13 protein-coding genes and 1 tRNA gene are annotated in these 15112 nt (G+C 60.8%); 6 read left to right on the forward strand and 8 right to left on the reverse strand.

What is annotated here, in order from left to right; genetic code table 11:
* Positions 1–29: 29 nt before the first annotated feature.
* The 3 genes from ACJO2E_RS05370 (at position 30) to ACJO2E_RS05380 (ending at position 1834) form a co-directional block, all read left to right on the forward strand.
* Positions 30–566: a DinB family protein gene (locus tag ACJO2E_RS05370; RefSeq protein WP_406962566.1), complete on the forward strand. Its 537-nt coding sequence runs from the start codon at positions 30–32 to the stop codon at positions 564–566.
* Positions 567–593: 27 nt separating this feature from the next.
* The gene (locus ACJO2E_RS05375; protein WP_406962568.1) at positions 594–1085 is read left to right on the forward strand and encodes a pyridoxamine 5'-phosphate oxidase family protein; all 492 of its coding nucleotides are present in this window, start codon (positions 594–596) and stop codon (positions 1083–1085) included.
* A 140-nt stretch (positions 1086–1225) separates the two neighbouring features.
* Positions 1226–1834 carry a GNAT family N-acetyltransferase gene (locus ACJO2E_RS05380; protein WP_406962570.1) on the forward strand — a complete coding sequence of 203 codons (609 nt, stop codon included), beginning with the start codon at positions 1226–1228 and terminating at the stop codon, positions 1832–1834.
* A gap of 89 nt (positions 1835–1923) precedes the next feature.
* On the opposite strand, the gene ACJO2E_RS05385 is transcribed toward ACJO2E_RS05380, so the two are convergent.
* Both ACJO2E_RS05385 and ACJO2E_RS05390 read right to left on the reverse strand, forming a co-directional pair.
* Entirely contained in the window at positions 1924–2919 is a 996-nt protein-coding gene (locus ACJO2E_RS05385) for a hypothetical protein (RefSeq protein ID WP_406962572.1), read from the reverse strand.
* A gap of 357 nt (positions 2920–3276) precedes the next feature.
* Positions 3277–3353: transfer RNA gene (locus ACJO2E_RS05390), tRNA-Pro, on the reverse strand.
* A gap of 143 nt (positions 3354–3496) precedes the next feature.
* Here ACJO2E_RS05390 and corA point away from each other — a divergent pair.
* Positions 3497–4450, forward strand: coding sequence for a magnesium/cobalt transporter CorA (gene corA, locus ACJO2E_RS05395; RefSeq protein WP_406962574.1), 954 nt, complete (start codon positions 3497–3499; stop codon positions 4448–4450).
* Between the two features lie 70 nt (positions 4451–4520).
* Here the strand turns inward: corA and glyS are convergent, their stop codons facing one another.
* Positions 4521–6599: a glycine--tRNA ligase subunit beta gene (gene glyS, locus ACJO2E_RS05400; protein ID WP_406962576.1), complete on the reverse strand. Its 2079-nt coding sequence runs from the start codon at positions 6597–6599 to the stop codon at positions 4521–4523.
* A 2-nt stretch (positions 6600–6601) separates the two neighbouring features.
* The gene (glyQ, locus tag ACJO2E_RS05405) at positions 6602–7594 is read right to left on the reverse strand and encodes a glycine--tRNA ligase subunit alpha (RefSeq protein ID WP_406962578.1); all 993 of its coding nucleotides are present in this window, start codon (positions 7592–7594) and stop codon (positions 6602–6604) included.
* A gap of 487 nt (positions 7595–8081) precedes the next feature.
* On the opposite strand from glyQ, the gene ACJO2E_RS05410 reads away from it, so the two are divergent.
* Both ACJO2E_RS05410 and ACJO2E_RS05415 read left to right on the forward strand, forming a co-directional pair.
* Positions 8082–8705 (forward strand): hypothetical protein, encoded by a 624-nt coding sequence (locus ACJO2E_RS05410; RefSeq protein ID WP_406962580.1) that lies wholly within the window; start codon positions 8082–8084, stop codon positions 8703–8705.
* Positions 8702–9556 (forward strand): hypothetical protein, encoded by an 855-nt coding sequence (locus tag ACJO2E_RS05415; RefSeq protein ID WP_406962582.1) that lies wholly within the window; start codon positions 8702–8704, stop codon positions 9554–9556. Before ACJO2E_RS05410 ends, ACJO2E_RS05415 begins: the two co-directional genes overlap by 4 nt.
* Positions 9557–9935: 379 nt before the next feature.
* Here ACJO2E_RS05415 and ACJO2E_RS05420 read toward each other — a convergent pair whose 3' ends face one another.
* From ACJO2E_RS05420 to fmt, 4 genes are read right to left on the reverse strand one after another with little or no spacing between them, the layout of a single operon-like run.
* Positions 9936–11384, reverse strand: coding sequence for a TrkH family potassium uptake protein (locus ACJO2E_RS05420; RefSeq protein WP_406962584.1), 1449 nt, complete (start codon positions 11382–11384; stop codon positions 9936–9938).
* Positions 11385–11421: 37 nt separating this feature from the next.
* Positions 11422–12795, reverse strand: coding sequence for a Trk system potassium transporter TrkA (trkA, locus tag ACJO2E_RS05425; RefSeq protein WP_328187692.1), 1374 nt, complete (start codon positions 12793–12795; stop codon positions 11422–11424).
* Positions 12792–14102 (reverse strand): 16S rRNA (cytosine(967)-C(5))-methyltransferase RsmB, encoded by a 1311-nt coding sequence (gene rsmB / locus ACJO2E_RS05430; protein WP_406962586.1) that lies wholly within the window; start codon positions 14100–14102, stop codon positions 12792–12794. Before rsmB ends, trkA begins: the two co-directional genes overlap by 4 nt.
* Positions 14102–15037 (reverse strand): methionyl-tRNA formyltransferase, encoded by a 936-nt coding sequence (fmt, locus tag ACJO2E_RS05435; RefSeq protein WP_406962588.1) that lies wholly within the window; start codon positions 15035–15037, stop codon positions 14102–14104. The genes rsmB and fmt overlap by 1 nt, the downstream gene beginning before the upstream one ends.
* Between the last annotated feature and the right edge of the window lie 75 nt (positions 15038–15112).

Consider the following 15112-nt stretch of genomic DNA (forward strand, 5'->3'; position numbering starts at 1 on the left):
CATTAGCGGTTGCCCGGAGGTAGAAAACCATGAGCCAGGTACACCTGTTCCAACAGATGGCCGCCTACAACCAGTGGATGAACGGGAAGGTCTACGAGGCGGCGGGACGACTTGATCCGAGCGAGCTTTCCCGGGACCGTGGCGCCTTCTTCGGTTCCATCCTGGGCACCCTGAATCACATCGTGGTGGGCGACACACTATGGCTGAAACGTTTCGCTACCCTTCCCTCCGGCACTGAATCACTGCAGAAGGTCGCGGCACAGCCGACCCCCACCAGCCTGGACCAGATCCTGTTCGATGACTTGGGAAAGCTCCGGGACCATCGGCGGTTGCTGGACGACGAGATTGTCCGCTGGGTCGGTGGGCTGAAAGATTCGGGTGTGGACCAGGCGCTGGCGTACCGAACGATTGAGGGCCAGTCTTCCAACAAGCGACTGTCCTACCTGATCCAGCATTTTTTCAATCACCAGACCCACCACCGGGGCCAGGTGTCCACGCTGTTGTCGCAGGCCGGCGAGGATATTGGCGTCACCGACCTTTTGGCCCTGATACCGGATGAATCATGACCCAACCTGAAGGAGCAGGAAATGGAAATGAAACTGGAAAAACACTGGCCCGGGATTCTGCAGGTTCTGGGCAACGCCCGGAAATCCAATCGATTTTTCTCCATTGCCACCGTTGATGAGAACGGCAACCCCCATGTGACACCTATCGGGCATGTCTTCTTCCGGGACGATATGACCGGCTACTATTTTGATGCCTACTCGAAAGCCATGCCCAGGAACTTCGAGCATAACCGGCGGATCTGCCTGATGGCAGTTAACAGCAGTACCGGGTTCTGGCTGAAATCGCTGTTCCGGGGGCAGTTCAGTTCCGCTCCCGCCGTTCGCCTCTTTGGGGAGGTGGGCGACGCCCGTGATGCCAGCGCAGACGAAATCGAGAGGCTGGAGAAAGGCATCCGCATCACCAGCCGCCTGAAGGGCCACAAACTGATCTGGCATGGTCTGGATCGGGTGCGGGATATCCGTATTGATGGCTTTTCACCCGCCACCTATCCGGCGATGTGTGGTGGCCTCTGGCAATAGACCGGATCCCCAGGGTAACGCGACCACGTGCTGTGTCGTTCATCGCCGTGTCTCTGACGCCCCGGTCGTGAAACAACGGATGGGCTAAAGCTAAAGACAGCTAATGCTGTCGTTGAAAATGGAAGGGAAACTGTATGGTTATGAAGATGGAACAACCGGTATTGGAAGGTCGTCACGTGCGTCTGGAACCCCTGTTGGAGGACCATATGGATGGCCTGTTCGACATTGGCCAGCTCCAGGAGGACTGGGCCTATCTGCCTGCAGGGGCCTTTACCAGCCGGGTGGATACGGAACAGTGGGTGAACCAGGCCCTGGGCCTGGCCAGCAAGGAGCTGCATTACCCGTATGTGCTGGTCCAGCCGGATTCCGGTGCCCTGATGGGCAGTACCCGCTACCTCAACGTCCGCCCCCGGGATCATGGGCTGGAGATTGGTTACACCTGGGTCGGGCGGGACTACCAGCGTACGGCGGTGAATACCGAGGCCAAGTACCTGCTGCTCAGGCATGCCTTTGAGGTGCTGGGCGCTCTCCGGGTGGAACTGAAGACGGACGCCAGGAACCTGCGGTCACAGAGGGCGATCGAGCGGCTGGGAGCGCAAAAGGAAGGCGTGCTGCGCCGGCATATGGTGGTTCAGGACGGCTTTGTCAGGGATTCGGTGATGTACAGCATCACGGACCTGGACTGGTCGGGCGTCAGGGACGGATTGCTGGAGAAACTGGGCCGGCGCGAAGGCATCGCAGAGGGGTGATGTTCGATAGCCAGATCCGTAGACACCAGGCATGCCTGCAAGCCAGTCCAGACTATTCCGGACCCATGTGGAACAGGCTGGTCGGTGTGTTACCGCCGGAATCCAAGATGCTGTTTGTGGGGCGTATTGCCTCGCCAGATAAACCCTTCGAAGTAGTAATGCAGGAAGGACACGGTAAGGACCACGATACCAATCGCCGTGTGGTCCCTGTTCATCGTCAGGGGATAGGCGATGGCAATGGAGGCCAGGGGCAGGATCAGGTACGCCGGTAGCGGCACCAGGTGGGTCAGCCGGTAAACAAGGTTCCTGGGGCCGGCCTTGTTGCGGTTACGGTCGTGGGTGATGTAAACACTGAACGCCGTCAGGTCATGAATGATGCGCGGTATCATGATCACGAACACGGTGTAGCCTATCTCGTTGATCAGGAATACCGATACCAGCATGGCGACGTTGCCCCACAGGTACCACTTGCCGATGGCATAGCGGGCATGCTTTGTCAGCTCAATGGCCAACACCGTCATCAGGGCGACCAGGGCTCCCGCCAGATAGCTGACGACATCGAACAGCGGCAGCGGGCCGATGTCGATATGCCTGAAGCGGCCCTGCCCGTAGACGCTGACATAGATGGCGAACCCCGCAAAAATGGCCAACCACTTCCAGGCCCGGAAGACGCGGGTTGGCGGGACGCCCATCATCATCAGCGTCAGGCCAAGCTGCTGCGCCAGTACGTGGTAAATGGTGTAGAACGCCAGGAACACAAACAGCAGGTTGTAGCTGAGGGGTTGCGGGCCCAGGTAGCCTGCGGTGGTAATGGCGGTGAAGGCAAGCAGAGGAATACCCAGTCGACGGCGATAGTAACCCAGGTATTCCCGGTCAGCCATGGTCAGGGTACTGGCAATGATGTGGGGCAGGCCGAAGACGACGGTCCAGAACGCCCATCGGTTGGGATCGGACGGGAGAAAGTCTTCTGACAGCCTGCTATCAAGCCAGAGCAGGTCCAGGGCCACGGCGGCGACCGAAATCGGAATAATGGCGTAAAGGGCAAGCAGCCACCGGCAGTCGACGGTGTGAATTCTGTCGTCCATGGTAAGGGCCATCTTGTTATTGTGGATCGGTTTTTGATGGTTCCTGGCCACTGACGGGCGATGGCGTTTCTGGCTTTACACCATTAACCCCCTACTCTCAGCGACATCCTGCCTGGGACTCATTGCAGGGATGACCTTAACAATGACAGTGGTTCGAAAACGTGATTCGCGTTCCACCGTCGTTAACAGGGCGCTTCATCCAGGCGCCCGTTGCGGTTATGTGTCGCTGTTGCGCACAAATAACGTGGACGTATTCCGGGTCTGATGATCGACAGACTGGTGCTAAGGATCTGGTGATGGAAACGTGTGGCAGAGAAGAAGGACTATGGAAAAGCGGTAGGGAAACCGGGAAAGGAATGGTCGGCGTGGCAGGATTCGAACCTGCGACCCCTTCGTCCCGAACGAAGTGCGCTACCAAGCTGCGCCACACGCCGAATTACGGGCTGCATTATACGTATTCTCCATCCAATTGCCAGCCCTCCCGTAGCGGTTATGGTGATTCTCCCGGATCTCCTTATGGGTTGATTCCCTTGCCGGGTAGAATAACCTGACACCAGATCACCAACGGGAGAAGGCTGTGCTTCGACTGTTCAGATTTACCAATGGTCTCATTCGCGAAATTCCGGTGACGGACGAGCCACTGGAGGCACAGGTTCGCGCGGCGGACTGGATCGACTGCTGTGAAGCAAGCGAGGAAGAGAAGGCGATTCTCGAGAAGCTGCTGCTGACCGATGTGCCGGAGCAGGATGAAGTGGACGAGATCGAGGCATCAGCCCGCTGTTTCGTCGACCAGGCCGGTATCCATGTGCACTCGCTGTTCCTGACCCAGACCGAAGGGCGGCACATCACGGTATCGGTGGCCTGCATTCTCCAGCCCGAGCGACTGATCACCATCCGGGATGACGAGATCGCGGACTTCCGCCTGATGCGCATGCGGGCCCGCCGGGGCCAGTTGGAAAGCCACCATCCTTCCGAAGCGCTGGTGACGGTGTTCGAGCAGAAGATCGAGAACCACGCCGACAACCTGGAGCATATTCATGAGCAGCTCGACAAGGTGTCCTACCTGGTGCTGGAAGATGAGGAGGCGGAGCTGGAGGAAGCTATCAGTCAGTTGGCCAAACTGGAAGACAGTAACGGTCGCATCCGCCTGTGCCTGATGGACAGCCAGCGGGATATTTCGTTTCTGATCAGGCACCTGAGATCGCACCCGGAGTTGCGGGAAACCTGCCGTGAAATCGCCCGGGACATCGAAACCCTGATGTCCCACAGTGCGTTCCTGTTCGAGAAGATCAACTTCCTGATGGGTTCCACCCAGGGCTTTATCAACATCGAGCAGAACCAGATCATCAAGACCTTCTCCATCGCCGCCGTGGTGTTCCTGCCGCCGACGCTGATTGCCAGTATCTACGGCATGAACTTCGAGTACATGCCCGAGCTTGAGTGGCTGCTGGGTTACCCGGGGGCCTTGGCGCTGATGGTGGGGTCCGGCTTTGCCCCCTACTGGTATTTCAAGCGCAAGGGCTGGCTGTAGCCCTGTCGATCACCCAACGAAAAAGGGCTTCCCCTTCAGGAGAAGCCCTTTGTCATTTTAGGCCGGTGTTTCAGCTGCCCGGCAGTACCGAGATGTCCGCCACCCGCAGGAACAGGTTGCGCAGGCGGTTGAGCAGTGACAGGCGGTTGTTACGCACCGCCTCGTCGTCCGCCATTACCATCACCTCGTCGAAGAAGGCGTCCACCGGGGCCCGCAGGCTCGCCAGGGAGCTCAGGGCGGTGGCGTAGTCACCGTTGTCGAACAGCGGCACCACCTTCCCGGCCTGCTCGCTGACGTGCTCGGCCAGGGCGATCTCCGCCTTGTCCTGCAGCAGGGCGTTATCCACATGCTCACCGATGGACTCGTCGCCCTGCTTGGTGAGGATGTTGGACACCCGCTTGTTGGCGGCGGCCAGGGCCTCGGCCTCTGGCAGCTTGCGGAAGGCATCCACCGCCTTCACCCGGCGGTCGAAGTCCAGCGGTCGGGTCGGACGACGGGCGTGCACCGCCAGGTAGACCTCGGCGCTGATGCCCTGCTCCTCGTAGTGAGCACGGAAGCGCTCGAGCATGTAGTCCACCACCGTGCTGGCGGTGTTCTGCTCGGTGAGCTGGGTGAAGTTCTGCTCTGCCCATTCGCAGCAGGTCTGCAGGTCCAGGGGCAGTTCCCGCTCGATGATGATGCGCAGTACACCGAGGGAGGCCCGGCGCAGGGCGAACGGGTCGCGGGTACCGGATGGCGGCTGGTTGATGCCGAACAGGCCCACCAGGGAATCGAGCCGGTCGGCGATGGCCACGGCACAGCCGGTCAGGGTGGACGGCAGGTCGTCGCCGGCAAAACGGGGCATGTACTGCTCGTTCAGGGCCTTGGCCACATCCTCGTGCTCACTGTCGTTGGCGGCGTAGTACTGGCCCATGATGCCCTGCAGGTCGGTGAACTCCAGCACCATTTCGGTAACCAGATCCGTCTTGCCCAGCATGGCGGCGCGTTCCGCCAGCGCCGGGTCGCTGTTGATGGCTTCGGCGATCTTGCCGGCCAGGGCCGCGACGCGCACGGACTTGTCATGGATGCTGCCCAGCTTCTCCTGGAACACGATGGGCTTGAGCTGTTCGACACGGTCTTCGAGCCGTGTCTTGCGGTCAGTGTCGTAGAAGAAAGCGGCGTCGGCCAGACGCGGGCGGATCACCTTCTCGTTACCGGCGATGACCTGGGCCGGGTCCTTGCTCTCCAGGTTGGCCACGGTGATGAACACAGGCAGCATCTGGCCGCCGGGGTCCACCACGTGGAAGTATTTCTGGTGTTCCTTCATGGAGGAAATCAGGGCCTCCGCGGGGACCTCCAGGAAGCGCTCCTCGAAGCCACCCAGCAGCGGCACCGGCCACTCGTTGAGGGCGGTAACCTCGTCCAGCAGATCCTCGTCGATAACCGCCCTGCCACTGGCTTTCTTCTCGGCGATGTCCTCCACGCCCCGGCGGATCACCTCGCGCCGCTCGGCGAAGTCGGCGATCACGTAGCCTTCCTGCTTGAGCACGATCTCGTAGTCATTGGGGGTCGGCACGATCAGCGAGCGCGGGCAGTGGAAACGGTGGCCGCGGGTGGTGTTGCCGGGCTTCAGACCCATGATGGGTGCGTCGATTACGGTGTTGCCGTACATGAACACCAGCCAGTGGACCGGCCGTACGAACTCGGTGCGGTGGGCGCCCCAGCGCATGCGCTTGGGAATGGGCAGACCGGCCAGGGCCTGCTCCACCAGTTGCGGCAGCAGTTCCACGGTGGGCTTGCCCTGCTCCACGGTACGGTAGACCACCCAGGCGCCCTTGTCGGTCTCCAGGGTGTCCAGCTGTTCCGGCGTTACGCCCAGGGAGCTGGCAAAGCCGTTCAGGGCCTTGGTGGGATTGCCGGAATCGTCAAAGGCGGCCTTCACCGCCGGGCCGCGCTTCTCCACCGGCTTGTCCGGCTGGGCGTCCTCCAGCTTGCGGACACGAACCGCCAGGCGACGGGGCGCGGCAAAAGCTTCCACCTGCCCAAAGGCGATGCTTGCTTCTTCCAGGCCGGTACGGATGCCCCGGGCAAAGGCATCGGACAGGGGTTTCAGGGCCTTGGGAGGGAGTTCCTCGGTGCCCAGTTCAACCAGAAAATCCTGAGTAGCCATGATTATGCGTTCCCCTTCTTGGCCTTTTTGCCTTTCTTGCCCTTGCCGGTGTTCTCTTCAGCGGCCAGCACTTCCTTGCGGAGGGCCTCCGGCGCGAGCGGGAAGCCCAGGGCCTTGCGGCTGTTGAAGTAGGCCTGGGCCACGGCCCGGGCCAGGGTCCGCACCCGCAGGATAAAGCGCTGACGCTCGGTCACGGAGATAGCATGACGGGCATCCAGCAGGTTGAAGGTGTGGGAGGCCTTGAGCACCTGTTCATAGGCGGGCAGCGCCAGGCCGGCATCTATCAGGCGGGCGCTTTCCCGCTCGTAGACATCGAAGCTGTGGAACAGGAACTCGGTATCCGCGTGCTCGAAGTTATAGGTGGACATCTCCACCTCCTGCTGGTGGAAAACATCACCGTAGGTGACCACGCCATCGGGGCCGCGGGTCCACACCAGGTCATAGACACTGTCCACGCCCTGCAGGTACATGGCGATGCGCTCCAGACCGTAGGTGAGCTCACCGGTGACCGGGTAGCATTCCAGGCCGCCCACCTGCTGGAAGTAGGTAAACTGGGTGACCTCCATGCCGTTGAGCCAGATCTCCCAGCCCAGGCCCCAGGCGCCCAGGGTGGGGGATTCCCAGTTGTCTTCCACAAAGCGGATATCGTGAACCAGCGGGTCCAGGCCCAGGGCGCGGAGCGAGTCCAGGTACAACTCCTGGATGTTGTCCGGCGAGGGCTTGAGCACCACCTGGAACTGGTAGTAATGCTGCAGGCGGTTGGGGTTCTCGCCATAGCGGCCGTCGGTGGGGCGGCGGCTGGGCTGCACGTAGGCGGCGTTCCAGGTTTCCGGGCCAATGGACCGCAGGAAAGTGGCCGGGTGGAAGGTGCCGGCGCCCACTTCCATGTCCAGTGGCTGGAGGACCACGCAGCCATGCTGCGCCCAGAAGTTCTGCAGTGCCAGGATCAGCCCCTGGAAGGTCGTCAGATCCGGGTTTGACGGTTGTGATGCCATGGTTGTCACGACGGTAGCCTGCTATTCAGTCTGTGTGTTGCGGGCGGTCGGACAACATAACAGAGCCGGCCCGCATCGAAAGGCGGGTATTATACGCGCCATGGCAGGGTATTTCTAAGGCGGTGTCGAAATAGTACACAAGCTCGTCTGCTGCTCGTGGGCAGGGGCGCTGCGACTACCTTGCGGGGTCGGGCCAGTCGTCCAGGTTTTGTTTTCTGAAATGCCTCACATACATGGCGGCATCATTGTTGCCAGTAGCAAAGGATTGATATAGGTTCCTATTGCGGTCGTCAGGATGACAGGCCTCCAACGCGAGAGCTCATTCCTTCCAAAAACGCAAAGGATTGTGATGTTCCTACTGTTGTACTGCGCTGACTACCTTTGGTCAGTCTTCGTTTTTGGTATGTCTTCCGGAGGCCATATGCCGTCACCATTGCTTGGGACGGCTCGCACTTTATATGGATATTAATTTACAAGGAGTAATGATATGGAACTGCAAAGCACTGGCTGGGAAATTGCGGGCGCAAGCGGAGCCCAGGTTATGGCGGGGACACCGATTGCGAGGGTCGAAATAGGCGGCGCACATATCGTTCTGCCTATAAAACATACCGAAAACGAAAAGCTGGTGACGCTAAAAGGCCCAGGCGCAGGGTTCGGGCTGGGCGCCTCGATTTCTGTACCATTCGTAAACGGATCTTATAGCCATGAAGATTTCCCTGCGAGCAAGATCGGCAGTATCTATCAGGGACTTTCTCGGTCCAATGGCGGAGTGTATACGGAGGCAGATTTCAACGGCGGTGTGCTTGTAAAAACTCTGACGGCAGGAAAGCAGATCAGCGCAAACGTTTCAGCCGCCATGTGGTTTGATGCCCCCGTAGAAGCCTGTATGGCCAGAATGAGTTGCAGCCGTGAGGAATTTTTCCAGATCATGGAGAATGTGATTGTTTCCTACGTCAGGGGGAAGTTCAATGCGGTAGGTGTTGGAGTTCATACTATGGAACGATTCATGAAAAGCGTTAAAGCCGTTGGTTTCTTTTCGGGCTTGAGTCTTGAAACCCAGTTGATCGGTGCCAGCGTGGATGCATTTGTCTATAACGTGTCGTCGTCATGAAAATCACATTACTAATCGGTTTGGTGGGTCTGCTTATGACAGGTTGTCAGACCATGTCGCAAGGTGAACCCGTCACGTTCGAGTGGCGGGTTCAGGATTCTCCGGCTGAGTACCAAGTGGTCTATCAGGAAATAGACGTTAAGCCCGGCTTGATGGTGAGTGGGTTTGAGGTTCTGGAAAACTCGGAGCTCCGGGAGCTGGTAAAGCAAGAGCTACGATCATTGACATTGCCGCCAGCGACATACGAAGGGCGGATTGAGCCCCACGAGGGTCTGGTAAGAGCAACCGTTACCGGGGTTATGCCTGATTACGAACGGCCCCCGCAAGATGACCAGGAAAAATTTCGGCGACAGATGATAGAGAATAATGCCGGGAACGCAGAGTTGGTTGGTGACTTCTCGAACAATGGTGAGTTGAAGTCCTTCTATCATGCTCAGAAGCAGCGTAATGCGTTGAACTTACTGTTTTCGCTTCCTGGCCGATCGTTAAAAACTGGTGATTACTGGCAGCCTCAGGTTTTTGGTGTTGAAGTCGGATCGGGCTTCTTCCCGGAAGACACCCGCCGGATTGGTCGGTCGTTTCTGGAATCGGTGACGGCAACCGATGATGGAGAACAAATAGCCACTATGCTCTACGTCATCAGCGATGAAGTGGAAGGGTATTTTCGGGTAAAGCGTGAAGGGGAGCTGAAAGAAGTCCCGGTCAGCATTTCCCATACTTATCTCGCGTTGGGTGACTTCAATGTCACGACTGGAAGATGGAAAAGCTTCACAGGTGTTAGTGGCCATTTGTCCCGGGGAACCACTCGAAATGAGAGCATGATCCTCTATGCGCTACGCCCGGAAGGGTAGTGGTTTGATGAGTGAGCAGGCCTCTCCTCGGACTGCTTTGGGACCTCAGGCAAAAGTTCTGACTCTGGACGAAGCTAACACACGAGGTTGGCAGCTGCCCCGTTGTGGGAAGTCATAATGTCTAACTCAGCAACCATCCCCTGACCCATCCCCTCCAATGCTGGCACCGCCATCACTGCCACGTTGGAGGGTGGGGAACCGGACAACAACCCCCACCAAAAGCCCACAGAGGCCGATAAACAGGGTTATGGGTGCAATGACACCGTGCCACGTCGTGTCGGATGCCAGATCGGTCTGCCACCACCCGAAAGCCAGTAATGCCAGGGATATCAATACCATTCGCATTGTCTTGTCCCTCCTTGAACAATGATCCTGCCATCTACCGTCGCCAGAAGGCGGGTGTCAGCAGCACCAGCAGGGTGAACACTTCCAGGCGGCCCAGCAGCATGGCGAAACACAGCACCCACTTGGCCACGTCGTTGATGTTGCCGTAGTGGTAGGCCACCTCGCCAAGGCCGGGGCCCAGGTTGTTGATGGCGGCGGCGACGGCGGTCCAGGCGGTGACCTGGTCAAGGCCGGTGGCCAACAGGATGATCAGCATGGCCACGAACATGAACATGTAGACCGAGAAGAAGCCCCACACCGCCTGCAGCACCCGGTCCGACACCGGGCGGTTGCCCAGCTTCACCGGGATCACCGCGTTGGGGTGCAGCAGGCGTTTCACCTCCCGCGAGCCCTGGCGGTAGATCAGCAGTACCCGCATCACCTTCAGGCCGCCACCGGTGGAGCCGGCACAGCCGCCCATGAAGGCCAGCACGAACAGCATGAACGGCAGCATCAGTGGCCACTGGCTGAAGTCGGCGGCGCCAAAGCCGGTGGTGGTGGCGATGGAGACCACCTCGAAGATGCCCTTGGTGATCGCGCTGGTGGGGTCCAGGGTGGCGGTATAGATCAGCACCAGAATGGTGACCACGCTCACAACGGCCAGGATGCTGAAATAGAAGCGGAACTCAGAGTCCAGCCAGTAGGCCCGCAGGCTGCGCTGGCGGAAGGCCATGAAGTGCAGGGCGAAGTTGGCGCCGGAGATGATCATGAACACCACCGCGATCATCTCGATCAGGGCACTGTCGAAATAGCCGATGCTGGCGTCGTGGGTGGAAAAGCCACCGATGGCAATGGTGGAGAAGCTGTGGCCGATGGCATCGAACCAGCTCATACCGGCGGCCCAGTAGGCCACCGCACACAACACGGTCAGCGACACATAGATGTACCACAGGGCCTTGGCGGTCTCGCCGATGCGGGGCGTCAGCTTGTTGTCCTTGACTGGTCCCGGCACCTCGGCCCGGTAGAGCTGCATGCCCCCGATACCCAGCATCGGCAGGATGGCCACCGCCAGCACGATGATCCCCATGCCCCCCAGCCACTGCAATTGCTGGCGGTACCAGAGCATGGACTCCGGCAGTGAATCGATACCGGTGATCACCGTGGCACCGGTGGTGGTCAGCCCGGACACCGCCTCGAACAGCGAATCGACGTAGGTATAGGGGGCGTTATTGCTGAGGTAGAAGGGGATCGAACCGGCGACGCTGAGGACCACCCAGAAAAGGGTGGTGATCAGGAAGCCGTCCCGCACCCGCAGGTCACCCTTCACACGGCGGAACGGCAGCCAAACCACCAGTCCGCCGAACATGACCATCAGCAGGCCATTGGCAAAGCGCTGCCACTGGCCGTCGTCGTATAGCAGGGAGATGCCCAGGGGCGGCAGCATGGTGAGGCTGAACAGCATCATCAGCAGGCCGAGTATCTTGGCAATCACCGGCAGGCGCATTCTCAGCGATTCCCTTCCATTGAGATTGGGGTGATCATCAGAAGAAAGTCAGTCCCACCTGGAACAGTTTCTCCACCTCACGGATACGGGTCTTGTCCACCAGGAACAGGATGACGTGGTCGTCCGGCTGCACCCTCAGGTGGTCGTGGGCGATCAGCACCTCGTTGTGGCGGACGATGGCACCGATGGTGGTGCCCTGGGGCAGCTTGATCTCGTCCAGGCGCTTACCCACCACCCGCGATGAGCGGTGATCGCCGTGGGCGATGGCCTCAATGGCTTCCGCCGCACCCCGCCGCAGGGCATGCACATTGACCACGTCACCCTTGCGCACGTGGGTCAGCAGGCTGCCGATGGTGGTCTGCTGGGGCGATATGGCGACGTCGATCTCGCCACCCTGGATCAGGTCCACGTAATCCGGGTTGTTGATCAGCGTCAGTACCTTTCGCGCGCCCAGGCGCTTGGCCAGCAGCGAGGCCATGATGTTGGCCTCGTCATCGTTGGTCACCGCGCAGAATACATCGGTGCTCTCGATGTTCTCTTCCAGCAGGATGTCCTTGTTGGCAGCGTTGCCCTCCAGCACGATGGTCTTGCGCAGGTTTTCCGACAACATCACGCAGCGATCCCGGTTCCGCTCCAGCAGTTTTACCTGGTAGCGGCTCTCCAGGGTATGGGCCAGGCGCTGGCCGATGTTGCCGCCGCCACAGATGAAGATACGCTTGTAGGGTTTCTCCAGGGGCTGCAGTTCGCTCATCACCGAGCGGATATGGTCGGTGCCGGCGATGAAGAACACCTCGTCACCGTCCTCGATCACCGTGTCACCCTGGGGAATGATAGGCCGGTCCTTGCGAAAGATGGCGGCCACCCGGGTGTCGATGCGGGGCATGTGGGTACGAAGGTAGGACAACTCGTGGCCCACCAGAGGTCCGCCCTCGGTGGCGCGGATGGCCACCAGTCGTACCAGGCCGTTGGAAAATTCCAGTACCTGCAGCGCGCCGGGATACTCGATCAGCCGGGTGATGTGCTGGGTCACCAGGTGCTCCGGGCTGATCAGAACATCCACCGGGAAGCCGTTCTCGCCGAACAGTTCCTTGCGGGCCAGGTAGGCATTGGCCCGCACCCGGCTTATCTTGGAGGGTGTGCGGAACAGGGAGAAAGCCACCTGACAGGCCACCATGTTGGTCTCGTCGGAGTTGGTGACGGCGATCAGCATGTCGGCGTCTTCCGCCCCGGCCTGGCGCAGCACCGTGGGGTAGGAGGCCAGGCCCTGAACCGTGCGGATATCCAGCCGGTCCTGCAGTTCCCGCAGGCGCAGGCCATCGCTGTCGATAACGGTGATGTCGTTGGCCTCGTTGGCCAGGTTTTCGGCAAGGCTGCCGCCCACCTGACCCGCTCCGAGGATTATGATTTTCACTGGCTCTCCTCCGGCCCGCCCTTGGTCAGGCAAGCGTAGAAAAATCCGTCGTGACTGTGGGGATCCGGCAGCAACTGGCGTCCATGGCCGGTGTCCATGCCCCAGGCCGCGGGTTCATCGAGCAACCGGGCATCCGGCTGCTGCTTCACGAACCGCCGGATTATACGACTGTTTTCCTGCGGAAACACTGAACATGTCGCGTAAACCAGTCGGCCACCCGGCGCCAGGGTCTGCCAGAGTGCACTCAGCAACCCTAGCTGGATGCTGGCCAGCGGCGTGATGTCCGTCTCCCGCCGCAGCAGCTTGATGTCCGGATGGCGGCGGATCACACCGGTGGCGCTACAGGGTACATCCAGCAGTATGCGGTCGAAGGCCTGGCCGTCCCACCACTGGTCAATGTCGGCGGCATCCGCTTCTACCAGTTTGGCAGAGAGTTGCAACCGGTCCAGATTTTCCAGGATCCGGGGCAGGCGGTCGATGGATTCGTCGATGGCGGTGACGTCACCCCGGTTGTCGATGGCTTCCAGGATGGCGCAGGTCTTGCCCCCGGGTGCGGCGCAGGCATCCAGGATGTGCTGGCCCGGCTCCGGACGGAGCCACTGGGTGCATAGTTGGGCAGCCTCGTCCTGCACGCTGGCGTGACCCTCGGCAAAGCCTGGCAGCAGATCCACGGGAACCGGCTTGTCCAGCTGGACGCCATGGCGGGCGAAAGTGGTGGCCCGGCCCGGGATGCCAGCCTCCTGCAGCCGTTCCAGGTAGTGTTCACGGCTGCCATGCATCGGGTTCACCCGCAGGGTCATGGGGGCCTGGGTATTGTTGGCGTCGAGGATGCCCTGCCAGTGATCCGGCCAGTTATGGCGCAGCTTTTCGATCATCCAGTCCGGGTGGCTGTAGCGGGCCTCATCGCTGGCGGGTTCGGGTGCGCCCTCCCGTTCCGCCGCCCGCAGGACACCGTTCACCAGGCCGGTCAGGGGTGTCCTGCCCAGGGCCTTGCAGGCATCCACGGTTTCGTTGAGCACGGCGTAGGAGGGGTTGGCGCTGAAGCGAAGCTGGAACAGGGCCGCCAGGATCAGGTGATGGACGATGCGGTCCTGTTTGCGCAGGGGCTTGCGCAGACGACTGTTGAGCTCGCTGTCCAGCTGGTGGAACCAGCGGCAGGTGCCGTAGCACAGGGCCTGCAACTGGGGCCGGAGGTCCGGGTCCAGGAACTGGGCTTCCGCCGGCAGGCATTGTCCCAGGGACTCGCCCTGCTCCACCGCCAGCAGTACCCGGGCGGCGACGGCGCGCAGGGGCAGCTCCCTGGCCATCAGTGCAGCACCTGGCCGGGCATGAGCACGGGCTTGCCACCATTGATCAGGTCGGATACGGACATGGCCCGGGTACCGGGCAACTGCACCCGGGTGACCCGCAGGATGCCGGTGCCGCAGGCAATGTCGATACCGGCACGCTCCCTCGCCAGCACGGTGCCGGGGGGCTGGTCGCCGGTGTCGTTGACGGCGAAGGCCTCGTGGATGCGGATGCGCTCGCCGTCCAGTTCGCCGTCGGTGCCCGGCCAGGGGTTGAAGGCGCGGACCTTGCGGGCAATGTCGTGGGCATCCGACCGCCAGTCAATGTGGGCTTCATCCTTGCTCAGCTTGTGGGCGTAGCTGGCCTGGCTATCGTTCTGGGGCTCGGCATCCAGGCCACGGGTATCAAGGGCCGCCAGGGCTTCCACAATGGCTTGCCCGCCCATGTCCGCCAGCCGGTCGTGGAGGCTGCCGCCGGTGTCGTCGTCATGGATGGGGGTGCGCTGTTTCAGCAGCATGTCGCCGGTATCCAGGCCGGCGGCCATCTGCATGATGGTAATGCCGGTCTCCGCATCGCCGGCTTCGATGGCCCGATGGATGGGGGCGGCGCCACGCCAGCGGGGCAGCAGCGAGGCATGGATGTTGAGGCAGCCCAGGCGCGGAATGTCCAGCACCGCCTGGGGCAGGATCAGGCCGTAGGCGGCCACCACCATCACGTCCGGTTTGAGGCCCCGCAACGCCTGTTGCTCGGCGTCGTCCTTCAGGGAAACGGGCTGGAATACCGGGATGTCCGCGTCCACCGCCGTCTGCTTGACGGGGCCGAACTGCTGCTTGCGGCCACGGCCGGAACGGCGGTCGGGCTGGGTGTAGACGGCGACAATCTCATGGTCAGTGGCAAGCAGCGCCCGGAGGGCGACGGCGGCAAAATCGGGGGTTCCGGCAAAAACGATTCGCACAGCGGGTTCCTGTTTCTGGCTGCGGTAACAAACGAAAAGACCGGGTGCTGTTACACCCGGCCTTTCATGTCTTCT

It is taken from the genome of Marinobacter shunpengi, from assembly GCF_045449695.1.
Taxonomy (GTDB): domain Bacteria; phylum Pseudomonadota; class Gammaproteobacteria; order Pseudomonadales; family Oleiphilaceae; genus Marinobacter.

Coding starts and splice junctions, on each gene's coding strand:
- ACJO2E_RS05410 (WP_406962580.1), top strand. CDS start 8,082: ATGGAACTGCAAAGCACTGGCTGGGAAATTGCGGGCGCAAGCGGAGCC.
- ACJO2E_RS05370 (WP_406962566.1), top strand. CDS start 30: ATGAGCCAGGTACACCTGTTCCAACAGATGGCCGCCTACAACCAGTGG.
- rsmB (WP_406962586.1), bottom strand. CDS start 14,102: ATGGCCAGGGAGCTGCCCCTGCGCGCCGTCGCCGCCCGGGTACTGCTG.
- ACJO2E_RS05375 (WP_406962568.1), top strand. CDS start 594: ATGAAACTGGAAAAACACTGGCCCGGGATTCTGCAGGTTCTGGGCAAC.
- glyQ (WP_406962578.1), bottom strand. CDS start 7,594: ATGGCATCACAACCGTCAAACCCGGATCTGACGACCTTCCAGGGGCTG.
- ACJO2E_RS05415 (WP_406962582.1), top strand. CDS start 8,702: ATGAAAATCACATTACTAATCGGTTTGGTGGGTCTGCTTATGACAGGT.
- glyS (WP_406962576.1), bottom strand. CDS start 6,599: ATGGCTACTCAGGATTTTCTGGTTGAACTGGGCACCGAGGAACTCCCT.
- ACJO2E_RS05420 (WP_406962584.1), bottom strand. CDS start 11,384: ATGCGCCTGCCGGTGATTGCCAAGATACTCGGCCTGCTGATGATGCTG.
- ACJO2E_RS05380 (WP_406962570.1), top strand. CDS start 1,226: ATGAAGATGGAACAACCGGTATTGGAAGGTCGTCACGTGCGTCTGGAA.
- ACJO2E_RS05385 (WP_406962572.1), bottom strand. CDS start 2,919: ATGGACGACAGAATTCACACCGTCGACTGCCGGTGGCTGCTTGCCCTT.